The organism is bacterium Unc6, from assembly GCA_013626165.1.
Lineage (GTDB): Bacteria > Omnitrophota > Gorgyraeia > Velesiimonadales > Velesiimonadaceae > Velesiimonas > Velesiimonas alkalicola.
The window spans coordinates 25,001-44,430 of record NDHX01000001.1; the positions used below are offsets into that span (position 1 = coordinate 25,001).

Sequence of the window (19,430 nt, forward strand, 5' to 3'; positions counted from 1 at the left end):
TTCGCTTCATTATGGATGGGTTATAGACCCTGTTGACAAAAGAAAGGTTGATGAGGTTATATTAAGCATTATGTTGAAGCCGCATTCATATACAAGAGAAGATGTTGTTGAGTTTAACTGTCATGGTGGATTTATTCCTCTTAAAGAGGTATTGCAGATTGTTATTAAAAGTGGTGCAAGGATTGCACAGCCTGGGGAGTTCACAAAAAGGGCATTTTTAAATGGGAGAATAGATCTTGTCCAGGCTGAATCTGTAATAGAGATAATAAGAGCAAAAACAGATAAAGCACTCCGGTATGCGTTTTCGTCGTTAGAGGGCAAATTTACCGAATATATTGTTCATTTAAAAGATTTAATAGCAGAGGCATCTTCGTATTTTGAGGCACTGATTGAATTTCCAGAGCAGGAAATAGATATTGATATAGGTGAGGGATTAAAATTTCTTGAAGGTTCCGCAACACAAGTCGAGTCTCTGTGGAAAGCGGTATCGGGTTCAAGATTTTTAAGAGAGCATGCAAATATTGTTGTTGTGGGTAAGAGAAATGTTGGCAAATCAAGCCTTGTAAATGCAATATTAAAAAAGGACAGATGTATTGTTACACCTGTTCCGGGAACAACAAGAGACATCGTCAGGGACATTGCGGATATAAAAGGTATTCCTGTATGGATAAGTGACACAGCAGGACTTGGGGCAACAGAAAATATAGTGGAAAAAGAGGGGATTTCAAGAGCAAAGACAGAAATCAAGGGCGCAGACCTTGTGCTTTTTGTTCTTGATGCAAGCAGTTTGATTGATGATGAGGACAGGCATGTATTAAAACACCTGCTAAATGCTTCTGTCCTATATGTGTTTAATAAGATTGATATAGAAAAAAAAGAAGTTTATAATACAAGTATTATTGATGGGCACTCTTATATCAAGGTGTCTGCCCTTGAAGGCACCGGACTTGAAGAACTTGAATCCTCTATTGCAGGTATTCTTATGGGGGAAAAAGAAAACTTAAATAGCAGTCAAGGAGAATATTTCCTTGCAAGCATAAGACAATCGTCTGCAATAGAAGAGGTGAAAAATATATTACAGGAGGCCATTACACTTATAAAAAACAGAATGAATATTGAACTGGTTTGTGAGCAGTTAAGGTATTGTATAAAAAAGATTAATGAACTGAAAGGGGAAGGAATAACAGATGATGTTCTTGACCGTATATTTAAAAATTTTTGTATAGGAAAATAAAAAAGGGATGAGCCTTAACCAGAAATTTAGAATTCTAAATTTGAAATCAGTAAAAAAGGGGGGAGGGTGTTTATAACATTTGAAGGGTCTGAAGGCTCCGGGAAAAGCACAGTAATAAAATATATATCTTTAAAACTAAAAAAAATTAAAGTTCCGTTTGTTGCTTTTAGAGAACCGGGTTCAACCGAAGTTGGTGAAAGTTTAAGGAAGATACTTCTTAATTCAAACACAAGAAAGATTTCTATACATACAGAAGCACTTTTATGTCTTGCGGCACGCTCTGAACTTGTATTTGAAAAGATTGTCCCTTCTCTTAAAAAAGGTAAGGTTGTTATATGCGATAGGTTTCTTGACTCAACAATTGCTTATCAGGGATATGGGTTGGGTGTTGATATTAAATGGCTAAAAGAGATTTCAAAAAATGCAAATTTTCATATAATCCCTGATTTGACCATACTTATTGATGTCCCTGTAAGGTTGGGCTTAAAAAGGTCCGGTGCCCGCCCTGACTTGTCAGGGGGCAGACAGGAAAAAGACAGGATAGAGAAAAGAAATACAGAATATCATAACAGGGTAAGGCAGGGGTATCTTGCTATGGCAGAAAAAGAGCCCAGCAGGTTTTTTGTTGTATCAGGTAATCAACCTATTAAAAATATGGCAGAAAAAATTTGGGAAAAGATAAGCAATGGCTTTTAAAAATATTGTTGGTCATAGACTTGCAGGTGAACTATTAAGGGGTGCTATCTGTTCCGGAAGGGTAGCATCTTCTTATGTATTTGTAGGACCTGACGGGGTTGGGAAAAGTTTTGTTGCAAAAACTTTTATCAAGGCATTATTCTGTAAAAATTTTTTATCTGCTTCCTTGCCTAATACAGGGGTGGTTGAGGATGATTCTTGTGATAATTGTATTTCCTGTAAAAAGATAGACAAAAACAATCATCCGGATGTTATGATGGTTTATTCACAGGGGAAGGGAGAGCAAATTAAAATAGACCAGATAAGAGAGGTAAGCCGCAAGGTTCAGCTGAAACCCTTTGAGTCTGATAAAAAAGCATTTATTATACTTGATGCAGATGATATGAAAGAGGAGGCTGCACATGCATTTTTAAAAACGCTTGAAGAACCTCCTGCGGGTTCTTTTATCATCCTTACCACATCCTTGCCCCAGAGACTTTCCAGAACCATACTTTCAAGATGCCAGAAAATAAGATTTGGTTTTATTTCAGAAACCCTTATTTCGGATAGGTTGCAAAAACATTTGTATATAGATAAAGAACTGGCAGAAACACTTGCACATATGTCTGATGGAAGATATGGACTTGCCGTCAGCCTTGCACAAACTGAAATGCAGGAATTAAGATTGAAGATTATTGAAGGTCTTAAAAACCCGAGTCTTTCGTTTATAAATGTTTTGTCCGACCAATCCCGAGAGATTACCTGTCAGAGGCTTGAATGGGCAGGTATGTGGTTCAGGGATATATTGGTATATAAATTGACATCGGATAAGAATAAACTTATATACTTGGATTATAAAGACGATATAGTAAGACAGGCTGAAAGATTTAATATAGATTTTCTTCAAAATATTATAAATAGTTTTCTGACTGCAAGGATAAAAATAAAGTCTTATGTCAATACCGACCTTGTTCTTGGGAATCTTTTGACACAATTACCTATTTAATATGGATATGACAGCAAAAGACTTTGTAAGATTAATTGGAAGACAGAAAAAAGATATCATCGAGGTTCTTTTAAATATCCTACATAAAAAACAAATTCCATACTGCATAATAGGAGGATTGGCAGTAAACGCATATGCAGAGCCGGTGGTAAGCCTTGACCTTGACGTTATTGTGGCTACCAGTAATATAAAATTACTATGTCAGGAAATGAAAAAACATAGAGTAAAGGTAGAAATATTTCAGCATAGTATAAATTTAACTACTCAAGATTCACAATTAAGAATACAAATACAGACTGATAAAAGATATCAATCCTTTGTCCGAAATGCAGTTTGTAAAAATGTACTCGGGTATAAAATGATGGTGGCACAATTAGAGGATGTATTACAGGGAAAAATATTTGCGTATCAGGATAAAGAAAGACGATTAAGCAAAAAGCAAAAAGACCTTGCAGATATTATGCGTATTGTAGAATGTTATCCTAATCTTTTGACACAATTACCATCGTCTGTTCGTCCATTGTTTGAAAATTCTTAAAAACATTGAAAATAAGAAGTTTATACCGTCTTTTTTTTATTAATGTTCAGTCTTATCGGTTGTTTCCTTTCTTCTGAAATCACAATAACTGTTCAAACAAAAAACAGAAAAATCTATCCCTTGAAAGTAGAGATTGCTGATTCCCCTCAAAAGTGGCAGCAAGGATTGATATTTCGCAAGTCTATTCAGGAGGGAATTCCCCTTTTTTTAAGGAGGGTGAGGGGAGATTATCTTTTCGGTTTTGAGATTTGTATCTTGGCAACAGACTACGGGTCTTGCCTGTGCTTGCCCTGAAAAGGAACTGGAGAACTTATAGAATATAATGGCTTAAGGATAAAATTGTTGAGAATCTGAAAGAAATGGTATCCGATGACAAAAGATAAGGCTGAAATTATCTTAGATAAATGCGTAGAATATTTACTATATGCAATGATTGCTTTTATACCCATTTCTATATCAGCAATTGAAATATCTTTTAGTTTAGCCTTACTTGCTTTTTTGATTAAGAAGGTTTTAAAGCCAGATTTTGGGTTTGTTAAGAATTTTACTCATCTTTTTCTCTTTTTATTTTTTGGATTTTGCGCGCTCTCACTATTTAATAGTGAAGTCTATTTTACCAAAAGTTTGAGGGCACTGTTTTTTAAATGGTTACAATATATTTTTATCTTTATTATAGTAGAAGATACTTTGAACACTTCAAAACGCTTACGCAATGCTATATTTATTTTATTAGGTGTAAGTGGTTTGATAGGTCTTTCTGGGATAGTTCAGCAATTTAGGGGTGTAGATTTTTTGCGTCAGCGGGTTTTAGTGGATGGTGGCCAGATAACCGCTACTTTTCAAAACCAAAATAGTTTTGCTGCTTACCTGGTGCCTGTTTTATTATTGGTAACATCGCTGGCAATTTTTCCTCAACTTAAAAAGCAATACAAGTGGATTTTGTTTTTCTTGGGGTCTCTTTTAGGCATATGCTTAATTTTGACCTTTTCCAGAGGCGCCTGGTTAGGGTTTTTTGTAGGATTGGTTTTAATGCTATTAATATTTCGTAATAAAATTAAGAGGACCTTCCTTCCTGTTTGTATTTTTATTATCATTTTAATGTCAATTCCCGCATTAAGACAAAGAGTTATTTCTGTCTTCCAGCCGGGTGGAGATGCAATGAGATTTTCTATCTGGAAAAATGCCTGGGCAATGATTGTAGATAATCCCTTCTTGGGTAAGGGATTAGGCACATTTATGGATCATTTCCCAAAATGTACAAACCTTGAAAGCCCCTACTATGCACATAATTTTTTTTTGCAAATCTGGGCAGAGGCAGGGATATTCGCCCTGTTAAGTTTTCTTCTGTTTGTGGGCTCAATTTTGCATGAGGGGACAAAGGTATTTAAGAAAAGTTCCCCCCAGGGACTGTCTATGGGGTTGTTGCTAGGGTTATTATGCGCAATCTTTGGCTTTCTTGTGCACAGTTTTTTTGACACCAATCTTTATTCTCTTCAACTGGCAGTTTTGTTCTGGTTTATACTTGGGTTAGCAGTAAGTATACAAAGAATAAAATAAATCTATCCACTTTCTAATTTTATCAGACAGGTATATTACAGTAAAAGCCCTGAATATTGTTATAACAGATATTGTCTTGAATAAATAACGGTGGATGGTGTCTTAGAGGTGGAGAAAATTAAAAATGTGTAATGTTTTATTTCTTATCGGCAATTCTGACACACTTAAAAAACAGGCAATTGAGGATATAAAAACAAAGAGATTTAAAGGTTTATCTTTGGATGTTATGATATTCTATCCTGAGGATACAGGAGGTTCACATATTGTTGAGTTTTGCAGACAGACCTCTTTTTTGGGTGTAGCGCGTATTGCTATTATTAAAGATGCGGATAAAATTAAGGCAGAGGACAGAAGGATTTTACAATCGTATGTAATAAATCCTTCAAAACAGGCACTTCTTATATTTGAATTTTCAGATCAAAAAAAGATTAAATCAAGTGGATGGCAGATAAAAGAATCTGCTACTGTTCATTGTTCAAACCCTACGGGGCGTCTGCTCTTTGACTGGATAAAAGAAAGGTTTAAAAAAGAGGGGAAACAGGTCGATGATAATGTTCTGCAGACAATTATTGAAATTTCATCAGGGAATATTGAAGGTGTTTTGTCAATCATAGAGAGGGTGTGTTTGTATGCAGGGGATAGAAAAGATATTAAAAAAGAGGATGTTTTAAGAATATCTGAAAAGACATTTGAAGGGGATGTTTTTAAGATGCTCCACCTGTGTTTTTTGAATGATAAGAAAGGTGCGTTCCGTGTACTTTCGGACCTTATTGTTTCAGGAGAAGAGCCAAAGAAGATAATGGGAACAGTATCCTGGCATGCAAGGGTGTCTCTTATTGTAAAAATTCTTTTAGAAAAAAAATGTAATGATATAGAAGATAAACTTGAAGAATTTAAAATAAAACCAGGAGCGTATTATCTGTGGAAGAATATTATATCAGAAACACCATTACAGAAGATTAAAAAATATGCCAGGCTTGTTGAGGATATAGACTATAGAATAAAAACAGGCAGAATCCCTGAAACAGTTGCTCTTGAAATGCTTCTGGCCAACGTTTAAGGCCTTGTTGCATCAACTCTATGTAATGCAGATGCAAGTCTTGATTTGTGTCTTGATGCCTTATTTTGATGAATAATTTTCTTTACCGCCGCTTTATCAAACCTTGATGAAATAACCCTTAAAGCATTTTTTGCTTCCTCAAGTTTTTTTTCTTTTAAAAGACTTCTAAATTTTTTAACCCTTGTATGCAATTCAGACTTTATTTTCTTATTTCCGACCGCCCTTTTTTTTGCCTGTCTCAATGCTTTTACTGCTGATTTACGATGTGCCAATTTTCTACCTCCTTTCGTAAGTTCAATGGTGCCGGGACCCAGAATCGAACTGGGGACGCCAGGATTTTCAGTCCTGCGCTCTACCTACTGAGCTATCCCGGCACAATAGATTCAAAAACCCCCGACACAGTCGAGGCAAGAAAACCAGTCTCCAGTATTGAAGTTAAATTTTTTTTAAAACCCAAGAGTGTCTAAAATAAAACCAGAGATTGGCCAAACAAACCAATCTAATATGCCAAGAAACATTGCGGCAAACAATATGAATATTCCATAAGGCTCAATTCTGTCATAATATTCTGCAATATTATGTGGAAGAAGTCCCGATACGATTCTACTTCCATCAACAGGTGGTATAGGAATAAGATTAAAAACCGCAAGTGCGATATTTATACGACTTATGTACCGAAATATCAATGGCAAGCCAGAAATTCCTGCTCCTGATATTATATGATATACAAATGCACTTATTGTTGCGATGATAAGATTTGTCAAAGGGCCTGCAAGACCAATAAGAAGCATTGCTTTTTTGGGATTGGCAAGAAGATATGGGTTCACAGGAACAGGTTTTGCAAACCCCAGAAGAGGGGAACCCGCCACCCACAGCAGGATTGGCAGAAGTACTGTTCCAAATGGGTCTATGTGTGCAAGTGGATTTAGTGTAAGTCTACCGGCCATGCGGGCAGTAGGATCGCCGAGTTTGTTTGCGACAAATCCATGCGCATATTCATGAAATACTACTGATATTACCACAACTGCAAATAAAAATATAAAATCTGTAATATTCATTTGTTCTTCTGCAATTCCCTAAGCGCTCTTATATTTTCAACCACAATAACCTGTGTTTTCCATCCCTGTGCCTCTTTAATTTCCCCCCATAATGCAACAGGTATATGTGTGTATCTATTAAGATTTAAATTATTGCTTTTTAAGAAGTATTGTATCTGCCCTTTTTCATCTATAAGTTTGTGTGTGCCCGGTCTTCTGAATATCATACCAAGGTCATCTATTACTCCTGTTGCAATGGGAGGAGGTATTTTTTCCTTTTTAGTGCCCGACAATTCCAGTATTTTTTCTTCAAGTTTGGTTTTTGCTTCTATGTATTCTTTTCGTGCCGATTTTAATTTTAATTCAAAAAGCCTCTTTCTAGCCTTCTGTTTCCACACACCATCTGGATATTTGTCGGATAAAAGATTTTTATATCTGTCCACCAAATCTTCAATGTTCATCTGCTGTATATCTTTTTTAGATTCTTTATCATAAATCTTTTCTGTTTGCTCAAGCAACGCCTGTGCTTCTTTTTTTATCTGCATCTGTTTGCGGTAGGTTTCTATATCCATCTCATATGTAATATAGTCTCCAAATATATATCCTGAAAATGCGTCTGTGGGCTTTACCTTGAGCCATTCTTCACCAATGCTTATTATTTGGAAGGTATCGCCTTTTTTTGCATTTCCGACAACAGGCGAACGTGTGCTTGGACCTGTTCTTACATTTATATTATCTTTTTTAGTCTTTGCAACATTTTCTTGAATATCTGTAAGTTTTTTATAGATATATAATGGTATATCATCAGGTATGTTAACACAAAACCAGTTGGCGGTTTTACCCTTTACAATAAATAATTTCCCCACCTCTAATGTTCTAATAACAGGCGTATTTATATCTGGTCCTGAACGCAGGTTGACTCTGTCAGCATTTAGTTTGCCGATGAACGGAAATTCTTCCGAGTATAAAGAAAAGGGTATCAACAACAGAAGTAACAATAGAATTGATTTTTTCATTTCTCTTCTTTTTTTATTTTTGTCTGTGTTGTTTTTTCAGGAGCAACCGGGACTGTTGTGCTTGCGGCTTCTTTAGGTTTTTCCTGTTTTGCACCCTTCTTCATCTTAAAGGTTGTTACCTTTATTTTGGGAAGTCCAAAGACAGATTGTCCCTGTTTCCACTTGTCATCTGCCATTAGTTTTTTTAACCTTTCAAATCTTTTAAGAACACTTCTTTGTTTTGCAAGTTTGTCTATTGAACGAAGACTTCTATGTATTGACATTTTTCCTCCTCATTTAGGTAGCAAGATTTCGGGGTTCACCCCGTTAGATACAGAAAATGCAAGGTTTCTGGGGGTAAAGATTTTATCTGTTTAGAAATTTATTTCTAACGGGGTCAACGACCCCTTTTTAGTTTTCTGACAAAACTATCGTTATGTAATTTACGATAGTATGGTAATCTGTTTTTTGCGCTTCTCCAACTATCATATTTACCTGCACATATTATGAAAAATTTACCATCTTTTATTAAAAGAGGGTCTAGTCCTTTCTTTTTTAGTTTTGATATTTTTTGCAACGCCCTATTTTGTGATTTATATGTTACAAGCTGGACCGTAAAGACTGTTTTTTTCCGTTCTTTTGGCGGCAATGTTTCTAATTTTTTGTCTTCTCTCTTAGGAGGTAAAACGGCAATCCTGGCATCTTCTTTTCTAATATCTTTTTCTTTCCGGATGTATTTTGCTAAAGATACCCGTTGTGGCTTATCGGGTTGTTGTATTCTGTTTTTTTCAATATTTGCATCTATTCTGTATCTATGCGTTCCATAAAAGAAACCGGCGCCAAAAGAGCATATCGTACCTATTATAACAAATACTGAAATAACAAGCAGGTTTCTCATTCGTGGAACAGATGAAAGCCCGCAGTTCTTTTTTTTGTACAGGTGTCCTTCATTTACAAACAGGTCTTTTTGCCTGTAAGATCCTTTGTTCCACATTTTATCCTCTAAATAACAGGTGTAAAACTTACCTTTGGTTTTTGTATATCACCGCTTATTTCAAATAAAAATTTGATAGATTCTGTTTGAGAACCTGAAAAAATCTGTTTAAAGATAGTAGGCACAGAGTTATCTTTTATTTTTTGTGGATAAAATATTATATCAAATTTTGCATTTATTAAAGAAGTTTTTGTCATCGGTTCTTGTTTTAAGGAAAGATTTCCATATATGTTCAGTATACTTGCCTCTGTCTTTATATCGGATAGTAATAGTTTTGTTTCATCTAAAAGTACATCTGATGTTATATTTTCAAATCCTATTGTTCTGATGTTTATCCCCGCCATTGTCCACATAGTTTGCTGTTTTGTCATAATACTTACATTTTGCAACAGAATATCACCTATCAATCTTTTTTGGGCAAGCGGTAAGAAGGAATAATTTAAAAAGGCATTGTCTACAGCTATAACTGTTCCGTTTTTTGTTTTTAGTTCTACATTATTAAGATGTATCTGGCGGAATACATATATTTGAGTACTACCGATATTTAATGTTGCGCCAGTTTTCTCGCTTACAATTTTTGATAATTGTCTTGCAATATATTCGGATCTTATCGGATATTTATTTAGATAAAAAAATATACCTGAAAATATAATTATTAGGAATATAAAAACACCTAATATAAAATAAATAATTTTTTTAATCATTTCGCCCTCCTGAAAATTTTTTCTATATACTTTTTTATGTGGCCCAATAAATGATCACTTATTCGTAAATATTCAATCAACAACATTGCGCACCTATTAAACCATCGTAAATATTCACTAAACACCGTTCATATTTTAGGCACAGAGGCACACAGGCACAAAGTGGACTGTCCTTTTAGATTCTTTTCTCATGTTTTGTGCCTTTGCTACTCTGTGCCTTTGTGCCTTCAGGCAACACATGTTGACTGATTGTTTACATTATACATATGTAGTATAGATTTGTCAAGGCAGTGTATAAGTTATACACATATGCGACATATTAACTCTGTTTAGAGGTTTTTTACTCCTAACAGGGTTAGTACTTTTAATAAAATACTCTATAAGGTTTTTAAGACCAAGTGTTTTATAAGGTCTTACAGTGTTATAGAATATCAAATAATCAGTAAGATGTTTATTAAAAAAAGTGGCTTGTTGTAAATAATATCTAAGTAATTATTTAATAAACTCTTCTTGAACTGTTCTATTATAGCGTTCAATATAGGTATTAATTTTAAGGCAGCAAGGATAGAAAAAAAATTTTAGTTGTTCATCCAAGGCCACAATATTTTCCACTCCGTAAAACCCGTAGTTTGTATCCCGTATATCGTATATTGTAAAAAAACAGACGACAGAATATGAAGGACAGACAACGGGAATTGATTCCTGATGAAAAAGTTAAGATGCATATGCGACATTGAAGGTCAGGTTTTTTCTGGTTTTTGGTTAATTTATTTATATAAATTAAGTAATCAGCCCTTGACACCAATGGTCTGATGTGATAGCCTACTATATTCTAAAATGATAGCAGACAATATTAGAATTGTAGAGTTTCAAATACAAAAGGCTTGCACTGCAATTGGAAGAAGATGCGAGCAGATAAAGATTGTGTGTGTTACAAAGTATGCAGATGTCTCACAGATTAAAGAGGCTGCTGCATCGGGAATCAAAGATATAGGTGAAAGCAGTGTTAAAGATGCAAGAGAGAAGTTTAACACAATTGGCAGCGTTGTACAGTGGCACCTGGTAGGGCATCTTCAGACAAATAAGGTAAAACATGCGGTGGAGTTCTTTGATTATATACACTCGCTTGATAGTATTTATCTTGCCAATAAATTGCAAAGATATTTAGAACAGAAGAACAGGTTTATAAAAGCGTTTGTACAGGTAAATGTATCAGGGGAAAAAACAAAATCAGGAATAAAACCGGAAGAGGCAGAAGATTTTATCAGACAGTGTATTGCTTTTAAGAATATAAACATAATAGGACTTATGACTATTGCGCCTTATGCCGAAAATCCGGAAGATGCAAGAAAATATTTCCTGACTCTCAGACAAATAAGAGATAGAATAAAAAAAGATGTTTCTGAAAACATTCATGAACTGTCCATGGGAATGACACAGGATTATGGGGTTGCAGTAGAAGAGGGTGCTACATTTGTAAGGCTCGGGTCAGCGATATTTGACAGAACTACCAACAGGTAATAATCTTAAAAAGAAAGATGGATAAGATAGGTAAAAAGATTGGTTTTCTTGGCTGTGGGAATATGGCATGTGCAATTATCTCTGGATTGCTTCTTAAAAAAGCAATATCTGCTTCTGATATAATTGCAAGTGATAATTTTGATGAGAAGATAAAGGTAGCAAAGAAAAATTTTAAGATAAAAACAACAAAAGATAATAACCTGGTTGTAAAAGAATCTGATGTGATTATTCTTGCAGTTAAACCGCAGGTTTTAAGAAAGGCCGTTGAAGATGTTTGTACAGAGATTAAAAAAAAGGTTTTTATTTCAATTGCAGCAGGGATACAAACATCTTTTATTGAAAATATTTTAAAAAAAAGAGCCCCTGTTATTCGTGTAATGCCCAATATACCTGCACTTGTAGGACAGGGAATAAGCTGTATCTGTGCAGGCAGATTTGCAAGGGTAAAAGATTTGAATATTGCAAAAAAGATATTTCTTTGTGTGGGCAAGGTTGAACAGGTAGAAGAACAAATGATAGATGCTGTAACTTCTATATCAGGTAGCGGTCCCGCATATTTTTTCTATGTATGTGAGGCAATGATAGAATGTGCAAAGGAATTTGGATTTTCTGATGGCGTTGCAAGAGCAATTGTCATTCAAACCATCAAAGGCTCAAGTATTCTTCTTGAAAAAACAGGTGAAAATCCTGAAGTGTTGAGGCAAAAAGTAGCATCAAAAGGCGGAACTACTGAATCGGCAATAGATATTTTTGAAAAAAATAAACTTAAAAATATAATAAAAAAGGCAGTATCAGCCGCATACAACAGAAGTAAACAATTAGCAAGATAGAAGTTGAGAAATGGAAACCAATTATCGCAATACATTGAACCTACCAAAGACAGATTTTCCGATGAAAGCAGAACTTCCCAAGAAAGAACCTGAAATATTAAAAAGATGGGAGTCTATCGGATTATATTCAAAGATAAGAACAGCCCGGGGCGGTTGTGAAAAATATGTTTTGCATGACGGTCCTCCATATGCTAATGGTGATGTTCATTTAGGAACAGGTCTAAATAAAGTATTGAAAGATATTGTTGTAAGGTTTAAGACAATGGAGGGCAAGGATTCACCATTTATCCCGGGATGGGACTGTCACGGTATGCCCATAGAATATAATGTTATAAAAAACTCAGAAAGTTCAGAAAAAATAAAGGATAAGGTTCTTTTAAGAAAACTTTGCAGGGAGTATGCGGCAAAATATGTAGATATACAGAGAGAACAATTTAAGAGGCTCGGTGTATCAGCAGACTGGGAAAATCCATATCTTACGATGAGTTCTGATTATGAGGCAACAATCCTTGAGGCATTCGGAAGGCTTGTCCAAGAAGGATATATATATAACGGGTTAAAGCCCGTATTCTGGTGCGGGCATTGTCAGACTGCACTTGCTAATGCAGAGGTTGAGTATGAGGATATAGAATCGCCCTCTGTTTGTATGAAATTTCCTGTTCTCAGTGATATTGAGGGCGAAAAGAAGGCAGAGACTTTTATTCTTGTATGGACAACGATGCCCTGGACACTTCTTGGGAATGTTGCGGTTGCCGTGCATCCTGATTTTGAATATGTCTTGGTTGAAAAAGACATAGAGGTTTGGATTCTTGCAGAGGCTCTGCTTGAAGATGTACTGACAAAAAGTGGGTCTCAAAAAGGAAATGTTGTAAAAAAAATTAAAGGCAAAAAACTTGAAGGCTTAATATGCAAGCCTCCTTTTCTTGAAAGAGAATCAAAGATTGTTTGTGCAGATTTTGTCACATTGAAACAGGGAACAGGTTGTGTTCACATCGCACCCGGACATGGTTTTGAAGATTTTTCTGTCGCATCAAAATATGGCCTGCCTGTTTTTACTCCTGTTGATGAAAGGGGAAGGTTCACCATAGATACGGGGGAATTTTTATCCCTGTATGTATTTGATGCAGATGAAAAGATAATATTAAAAATAAAAGAGCAAGAAAATCTTGTTTATTCCCAAAAAATAGTTCACTCATATCCTCATTGCTGGAGATGTAAAAAACCAGTTATATTCCGTGCAACACAGCAGTGGTTTCTAAGTCTTGAGGTGAATAGTTTAAAAAGCAGAATGCAGAAACAGATCCCCGGTATCAGATGGATACCCCAATGGGCAGAAGATAAGTTTAAAGATACAATAGGTTCAAGTCCGGACTGGTGCATATCAAGGCAGAGGGCATGGGGCGTGCCCATCCCTGCACTTTCTTGTTCTTCTTGCAGGTTTGTGCTTCTTTCGGGGGAGGTGGTGAAGAATCTTTCAGAACTTGTAAGACAGGAGAAACTTGAGGTATGGTTTAAAGAAGGAATTGAAGAAAAGGTCGCAAAGGGAATAAAATGCCCTCGGTGTGGTTGTGATAAATTTCAAAAACAGACTGATATACTTGATGTGTGGGTTGATTCTGGGATGAGCAGTGTTGCGGTTCTTGATAAAAATCCGGCGCTTCCAAATCCTTCTGATTTGTATCTTGAAGCAGTGGACCAGCATAGAGGGTGGTTCCAGATATCTCTTATCATAAGTATGGCACTAAAAGACAGGGCACCATATAAATCTGTTCTTACACATGGGCTTATACTTGATGAGGCCGGCAGAAAAATGTCAAAACTATTGGGGAATGTTATAGCCCCGCAGGAGATAGTTGCAAAATACGGTTCTGATGTTTTAAGACTTTGGTTTGTATCTGTTGATTATACATCGGATATGAGAATGTCACAGAAAAACCTTCTGACACAGGTTGATACATATAGAAAAATAAGGAATACCTGCAGGTTTCTTCTGGGAAATATTTATGATTTTGACCCGGAAAAAGATTTTATTCAGAAAGAACAGATGGTTTTAATGGACAGATGGATACTTGCCTGTTTGAATAAAATTCTAAAGTCTGTTCTATCTTCTTATGGGGAATTTTCGTTTTATAAGGTTATATACCTGTTGCACAATTTTTGCACAATAGAGTTGAGTTCTTTCTATCTTGATGTTTTAAAAGACAGAATGTATGCATCAGAAAAGAATAGCATTGAAAGAAGGTCGGGGCAGACTGCGATGTATCTTGTACTTAAAGCATTGACAAAAGCGGTTGCACCGATAATTCCGTTTACAGCCGATGAGGTGTGGATGTACATCTCTGGGAGGAAAGAAGAAAGTGTTCACCTGTGCAGGTTTGATGAACTAAAAGAATACGAGGATGAAAAGATTATCAAGTACTGGGAAGGCATCTTAAAACTTAAAAAGGAGGTATTAAAACATATTGAAATTGCAAGAACAGATGGTATCGTACACGAATCATTAGAATTAGAGATTTTATTTTCCTGCGATGATAAAAACCCTTTAAAGATTTTGATTGAAGAGTGGCTGCCGTTGTTACCTACTGTTTTTATCACATCATCCGTAAGGTTAGTCCAAGAAGAAGGACATCAGAAGATACCTGTCTGTGGAATATCCGGTTTAGATGGAAAGCAGATAGACGGAAGCGTAGGAATATCTATAAAAAAGGCTGAAGGCAAAAAGTGTCAAAGATGCTGGATGTTTGATATAAGTGTCAGTAAAAATGAAAAACACCCATCTCTTTGTAAAAGATGCGCAAGAGTGGTATCTTGCACATTTTAGGAGGAATAAAACAATGACAAAAAAGCAGATGGAAAAGTATAAGAAAATACTTCTTAAGATTAAAGAGCAACACACAGCAAAAATGAATGACTTTGAAAATACAACAAGACAAGAAACTCCACGGGAGTCATCTGGTGAAGTATCAGGGTATCCTACGCATATGGCAGATATGGCATCAGATACATATGATAGGGACTTTGCACTAAACAGAGTAAGTATGGACCAGGATATTCTTTATGCCATCAATGAGGCGCTTAACAGTATAGAAAATGGCACATATGGTACCTGTGAAAGTTGCAGTAGTAAAATTTCACAAGAAAGACTTCTTGCAGTTCCGTTCACATCTCTGTGTATTAAATGTCAGGGTAAAAAAGAAAAAAGACAAAAAGTTTAAAATATGAATAAAATTTATAACAAACAAAACAATGCCCTTCTTATAAGCATGGGTGTCTCATTTTTTGTAGACAGGATAACAAAATATATAGTTTTAAAAACTCTTGGGGAAAAAGTTTTTTATTTTGGTTTTATAGAGTTGATGATTGTAAAAAATACCGGGGCCGCATTTGGAATTCTTGAAGAAAATACCATTGCTCTTGGTGTTCTTGGAATACTTGTATTGGTTTTTTTCTTTTACCTTGTTTGTGTGGGAAGTTTTAAAAATCTTTTCTCAAAAATTTCCACAGGCGTACTGTTGGGTGGCATTATGGGAAATACCTGGGACAGAATATTTTTTAGGTTTGTTATAGATTTTATGCACTTTCCATTTTTTCCTTTGTCCGTGTTTCAGGTATTTAATATTGCCGATATCTGTATTACCTTCGGCGCCGTGGGTCTTGTAATAGATAGTTTAAGAGGAAAAAAGTTATGAGACAGATACTTTTTCATATAGGACCTTTTGCAGTATATAGTTATGGTCTTTTTTTGGCTATAGGTATCTTCCTCGCTATGGCTGTCATAAAAAAATTCTCAAGAGTAAGTCCCTCAATAGTAAATTCCCTTTCAATATGGACTGTAATAGGAGGAATAATTGGAGCAAGACTTTTTTATGTGTTTCTTAATATTGCATATTATATTCAAAGTCCGCTTGAAGTTTTTGCAATACATAAAGGAGGGCTTGTCCTTTACGGAGGTATTGCGGGTGGCCTTATCTTGGGTTTTATATTTTGTAAAATAAGAAAATTAAACTTCTGGCAAATTTTAGATGATGTTGCAATGGGTCTTCCTCTTGGCATGGCATCTGGAAGACTCGGCTGTTTTTTAAATGGGTGTTGTTATGGGAAAGAAACACAGGTTCTCTGGGCGGTAAAATATCCGGACATCCTGTATAAAGTACACCCTGTTCAGATTTATGAGGCGTTGCTTCTTGTCTTTCTTTTCTTTGTTATTTATGGATTTAGAAAAGCATTTAAGGCAAAAATCAGAGGAGATGTATTTCTTTTATGTATTATTTTTTATGCAATCATAAGATTTTTTATGGAATTTTTAAGAGGCGACCACCCTGAAGGAGTTTCAGGTCTGTTCCAGATTATAAGTATTTTTATCATAGTATCATTTACAGGTATAATGCTCTACAGGCATGGAACACAACGAGGATAAAAAACATTTGTTTTTTGTAAAAATTGGTATAAAAGAAGACAGAATCAGGCTGGATAGATTTATTTGCTTGATGCTTCCTGACGTTTCTCGTTCCTGTGTTCAGAGGTGGATAAAAGACGGTTTAGTGCTTGTTAATGAAAAGAAAGAACCCTGCAACTACAGGGTAAAAGAAAACGATAAGGTAGAGGTATCTCCTCAAAAAACAAAAGTAACGGAATTTGTCAAATCCCAGGATATCCCCCTAGACATTGTTTATGAAGATGAGCATCTCCTTGTAGTCAACAAACCAGCAGGTATGGTTATACATCCTGCACCCGGGCATTATGAGGGGACACTTGTCCATGCACTTCTCGGCAGGGTAAAAAAACTCTCAAAACTCGGGGGGGAGTTTAGGCCCGGTATTGTACACAGACTTGATAAAGATACATCAGGACTTATAATTGTTGCAAAGGATGAAAATGTACATTATAAGATTTCTGAACAATTTAAAAAAAGAGAGGTTTTTAAGTCTTATGTTGCAATTGTAAGCGGAAGGGTTAAACAGCAACAGGGAACCATTGCCGCATCACTTGCAAGACATCCAAAAGATAGAAAAAAGTTTTGCATTCAGCATGATAAAGGAAGAGATGCAATAACAAACTACAAGGTTATAGAAAGAAAAAAGGATGCCACACTTCTTGATGTTTTTCCGATAACTGGAAGGACGCATCAGATAAGGATTCATCTTGCATATGCAAGACATCCAATAGTCGGCGATCCGGTATATGGAAAAAAACAAGGATTTGACAGACAGGCGCTACATGCCAGGATAATAGGTTTTCATCATCCGGTAACAAATAAATACTTAAAAATAGAATCACACCTGCCTGATGATATGAAAAAAATGTGGGAGTCTCTATAATAATTAGATGTCAGGGATACTGTGTAGAAAATTTAAAAATTAAGATTTTTTAATTTTTGATGTTTGACATTTCTTCGTGTTGTGGGTGGAGAGGTGCCGGAGCGGCTGAACGGGCACGCCTGGAGAGCGTGTAGCCGATAAAATCGGCTCCAGGGTTCAAATCCCTGCCTCTCCGCCAGTTTTTGGCAATGCCAAAAATTGGCGGTGTTTTTTTGAATAAAATCCAACAAAATGAAAGGATAGGCGAAGATATGAAAGCATTAATTATGTTAGGCGGGGAATTTCATCCCTTTGATTCCTGCGGGAAAATCTTAGAAGATTTTCTAAAAAAAACAAAGATATGTGAGCCTGTTTTGACAGATGATAGAAATAGGTTTAAGGATTTAAAAGATTATGATCTAGTTATCGTCTATACCCAGGGTGGAGAACTCACCTCAGCGCAAGAAGAGAGTCTCTGCGGTTTTGTCAGGAAGGGAGGCGGACTTATTGGCATCCACTGCGCTTCGGACTCCTGGGTAAAAAATAAAGCATATCTGGAGATGCTCGGCAGTCATTTTATTGGGCATGGCCCAGTAACTGAATTTTTAGTAAGAATCTCTCATTCCGAGCATGATATCACCCGTAGAATTTCCAATTTTAAAGTCATCGATGAGTTCTATATCCTGGAGGAAAAAACATCAGACTTTGAGGTGTTAGCGGAAGGTATCTGGCAGTTTAAAACTCATCCTTTAGCCTATATTCGCAACTATGGAAAAGGGAAAGTTTTCTATACTGCTTTGGGTCATGATGAAAGAGCTTTTAAAAATCCCTTTTTTCAGAAGTTCATCTTTCGCGCTGGTCGCTGGACAACCAATCAAAAGGAAAGAAGAAAGGTGCGTTGTGGAGTTGTTGGTTACGGGGGCGCCTGTGATATGGGCAAGTACCATGCCGATTCAATCTCTAAAACTCCTGGGCTCAGTCTTACCGCTATCTGTGAAATAGATAAGAAAAGGTTGGAGATTGCCAGTAAAAATCACCCCGAGGTTAAAACATATGCCGAAATAAAAAAGATGCTTTCGGCTGAGATTATTGATTTGGGGGTAGTGGTAACGCCGCATAATACGCATAGTAAGATAGCTTTATCTCTGATCGATGCCGGAAAAAATGTAATCTGCGAGAAGCCATTTGCTATTACTGTAAAAGAATGCACTACTATGATTGAAGCAGCAAAAGAGAAAGGGATAATGCTTTCCGTCTTTCATAACCGACGCTGGGATGGAGATTTCTTATCCATTAAAAGGGTTATTGATGATGGTCTTATTGGCGAAATCTTCCATATAGAGGCCTATATTGGAAATTATGCTCATCCTGGATACTGGTGGCGATCGGAAAAGCCTATCTCTGGAGGGATAATCTATGACTGGGGAGCGCATTTTGTTGACTGGATTCTCAATTTAATGCCCGGAAAGATGGAGACTGTCTATGGTATCTTCCATAAAAGGCTCTGGTATGATGTTACCAGTGAGGATCAGGGGGGAGCGATTATCCGTTTTGAAGCAGGTCGTTATGCTGAATTCCAGATATCTACTATTGCCGCTATTGGCAAGCCAAAGTGGCGCATCTTAGGGACAAAAGGAGCCTTAACTATTAATCAAAACGAGGACGAGGTTAATGTGGTTACATTTGTCAATGGTTACCGGGAAGAATTAAAGACTTCTTTTATGGAAAGTTGCTATGACAATTACTATATTAACATTGCCGACCATCTTTTAACAGGGGAAGCGTTGAGCGTAACGGCTGAATCTGCCCGCAGAGTAATTGCTGTATTAGAATTGGCTGAGAAGTCAGCAAGGACTGGCAAGATTCAGCCTGTTCCATATGAAAATTGACCTTTTAGAACTCTGTATAAAGACATCCTATAAAGAGTAAAGATGAATTTTAGTAAATATGTCAAGGAAAATTGTTTGACGGTTTAAAAAAGA

At 36.1% G+C, this 19,430-nt stretch carries 21 protein-coding genes and 2 tRNA genes (1 of these 23 cut by a window edge); 16 read left to right on the top strand and 7 right to left on the bottom strand.

Features of this window, described 5'->3' with window-relative positions:
- The 7 genes from B9J78_00130 to B9J78_00160 all read left to right on the top strand — a co-directional run.
- Positions 1 to 1,234, top strand: the 3' portion of a protein-coding gene (locus B9J78_00130; GenBank protein MBA2123348.1) for a tRNA uridine-5-carboxymethylaminomethyl(34) synthesis GTPase MnmE. Its footprint begins 152 nt before the window's first position; only the last 1,234 of its 1,386 coding nucleotides appear in the window; its start codon lies off the left edge, out of view; it ends in the stop codon at positions 1,232 to 1,234.
- A 45-nt stretch (positions 1,235 to 1,279) separates the two neighbouring features.
- Positions 1,280 to 1,930 carry a dTMP kinase gene (locus B9J78_00135; GenBank protein ID MBA2123349.1) on the top strand — a complete coding sequence of 217 codons (651 nt, stop codon included), beginning with the start codon at positions 1,280 to 1,282 and terminating at the stop codon, positions 1,928 to 1,930.
- Entirely contained in the window at positions 1,920 to 2,915 is a 996-nt protein-coding gene (locus B9J78_00140) for a hypothetical protein (protein MBA2123350.1), read from the top strand. The genes B9J78_00135 and B9J78_00140 overlap by 11 nt, the downstream gene beginning before the upstream one ends.
- 1 nt (position 2,916) lies before the next feature.
- Positions 2,917 to 3,453, top strand: a complete 537-nt coding sequence (locus B9J78_00145; protein ID MBA2123351.1) for a hypothetical protein — start codon at positions 2,917 to 2,919, stop codon at positions 3,451 to 3,453.
- A gap of 42 nt (positions 3,454 to 3,495) precedes the next feature.
- Positions 3,496 to 3,747, top strand: a complete 252-nt coding sequence (locus tag B9J78_00150) for a hypothetical protein (protein ID MBA2123352.1) — start codon at positions 3,496 to 3,498, stop codon at positions 3,745 to 3,747.
- Positions 3,748 to 3,822: 75 nt separating this feature from the next.
- On the top strand, positions 3,823 to 5,010 hold the full coding sequence (locus tag B9J78_00155; protein ID MBA2123353.1) for a hypothetical protein: 1,188 nt from the start codon (positions 3,823 to 3,825) through the stop codon (positions 5,008 to 5,010).
- A 124-nt stretch (positions 5,011 to 5,134) separates the two neighbouring features.
- Positions 5,135 to 6,070: a DNA polymerase III subunit delta gene (locus B9J78_00160; GenBank protein ID MBA2123354.1), complete on the top strand. Its 936-nt coding sequence runs from the start codon at positions 5,135 to 5,137 to the stop codon at positions 6,068 to 6,070.
- On the opposite strand, the gene B9J78_00165 is transcribed toward B9J78_00160, so the two are convergent.
- The 7 genes from B9J78_00165 to B9J78_00195 all read right to left on the bottom strand — a co-directional run bounded on the left by B9J78_00165 (position 6,067) and on the right by B9J78_00195 (position 9,800).
- A complete protein-coding gene (locus tag B9J78_00165) occupies positions 6,067 to 6,387 on the bottom strand; it encodes a 30S ribosomal protein S20 (protein MBA2123355.1) in 321 nt (106 codons plus the stop codon). The two genes, B9J78_00160 and B9J78_00165, sit on opposite strands and share 4 nt — an antisense overlap.
- A tRNA-Phe gene (locus B9J78_00170) sits at positions 6,369 to 6,444 on the bottom strand. The genes B9J78_00165 and B9J78_00170 overlap by 19 nt, the downstream gene beginning before the upstream one ends.
- Before the next feature lie 72 nt (positions 6,445 to 6,516).
- Entirely contained in the window at positions 6,517 to 7,128 is a 612-nt protein-coding gene (locus B9J78_00175) for a hypothetical protein (GenBank protein ID MBA2123356.1), read from the bottom strand.
- Entirely contained in the window at positions 7,125 to 8,123 is a 999-nt protein-coding gene (locus B9J78_00180) for a hypothetical protein (protein ID MBA2123357.1), read from the bottom strand. The genes B9J78_00175 and B9J78_00180 overlap by 4 nt, the downstream gene beginning before the upstream one ends.
- Complete coding sequence (locus tag B9J78_00185; protein MBA2123358.1) at positions 8,120 to 8,386, bottom strand: small basic protein; 267 nt, start codon at positions 8,384 to 8,386, stop codon at positions 8,120 to 8,122. The genes B9J78_00180 and B9J78_00185 overlap by 4 nt, the downstream gene beginning before the upstream one ends.
- 113 nt (positions 8,387 to 8,499) lie before the next feature.
- Positions 8,500 to 9,096 (bottom strand): hypothetical protein, encoded by a 597-nt coding sequence (locus tag B9J78_00190; GenBank protein ID MBA2123359.1) that lies wholly within the window; start codon positions 9,094 to 9,096, stop codon positions 8,500 to 8,502.
- A gap of 8 nt (positions 9,097 to 9,104) precedes the next feature.
- A complete protein-coding gene (locus B9J78_00195) occupies positions 9,105 to 9,800 on the bottom strand; it encodes a hypothetical protein (protein ID MBA2123360.1) in 696 nt (231 codons plus the stop codon).
- An 837-nt stretch (positions 9,801 to 10,637) separates the two neighbouring features.
- On the opposite strand from B9J78_00195, the gene B9J78_00200 reads away from it, so the two are divergent.
- From B9J78_00200 to B9J78_00240, 9 genes are all read left to right on the top strand, one after another.
- Positions 10,638 to 11,321 (top strand): YggS family pyridoxal phosphate enzyme, encoded by a 684-nt coding sequence (locus tag B9J78_00200; protein ID MBA2123361.1) that lies wholly within the window; start codon positions 10,638 to 10,640, stop codon positions 11,319 to 11,321.
- A gap of 17 nt (positions 11,322 to 11,338) precedes the next feature.
- A complete protein-coding gene (locus B9J78_00205; protein MBA2123362.1) occupies positions 11,339 to 12,151 on the top strand; it encodes a pyrroline-5-carboxylate reductase in 813 nt (270 codons plus the stop codon).
- 10 nt (positions 12,152 to 12,161) lie between these two features.
- Positions 12,162 to 14,972, top strand: coding sequence for an isoleucine--tRNA ligase (locus B9J78_00210; GenBank protein ID MBA2123363.1), 2,811 nt, complete (start codon positions 12,162 to 12,164; stop codon positions 14,970 to 14,972).
- Entirely contained in the window at positions 14,914 to 15,366 is a 453-nt protein-coding gene (locus B9J78_00215; GenBank protein ID MBA2123364.1) for a hypothetical protein, read from the top strand. Before B9J78_00210 ends, B9J78_00215 begins: the two co-directional genes overlap by 59 nt.
- 3 nt (positions 15,367 to 15,369) lie before the next feature.
- Positions 15,370 to 15,840, top strand: coding sequence for a signal peptidase II (locus tag B9J78_00220; GenBank protein MBA2123365.1), 471 nt, complete (start codon positions 15,370 to 15,372; stop codon positions 15,838 to 15,840).
- Positions 15,837 to 16,568: a prolipoprotein diacylglyceryl transferase gene (locus B9J78_00225; protein ID MBA2123366.1), complete on the top strand. Its 732-nt coding sequence runs from the start codon at positions 15,837 to 15,839 to the stop codon at positions 16,566 to 16,568. Before B9J78_00220 ends, B9J78_00225 begins: the two co-directional genes overlap by 4 nt.
- Entirely contained in the window at positions 16,549 to 17,469 is a 921-nt protein-coding gene (locus tag B9J78_00230; protein ID MBA2123367.1) for a hypothetical protein, read from the top strand. The genes B9J78_00225 and B9J78_00230 overlap by 20 nt, the downstream gene beginning before the upstream one ends.
- A gap of 87 nt (positions 17,470 to 17,556) precedes the next feature.
- Positions 17,557 to 17,647 (top strand) — tRNA-Ser (locus B9J78_00235).
- Between the two features lie 10 nt (positions 17,648 to 17,657).
- Complete coding sequence (locus B9J78_00240) at positions 17,658 to 19,337, top strand: hypothetical protein (protein ID MBA2123368.1); 1,680 nt, start codon at positions 17,658 to 17,660, stop codon at positions 19,335 to 19,337.
- Positions 19,338 to 19,430 lie beyond the last annotated feature (93 nt).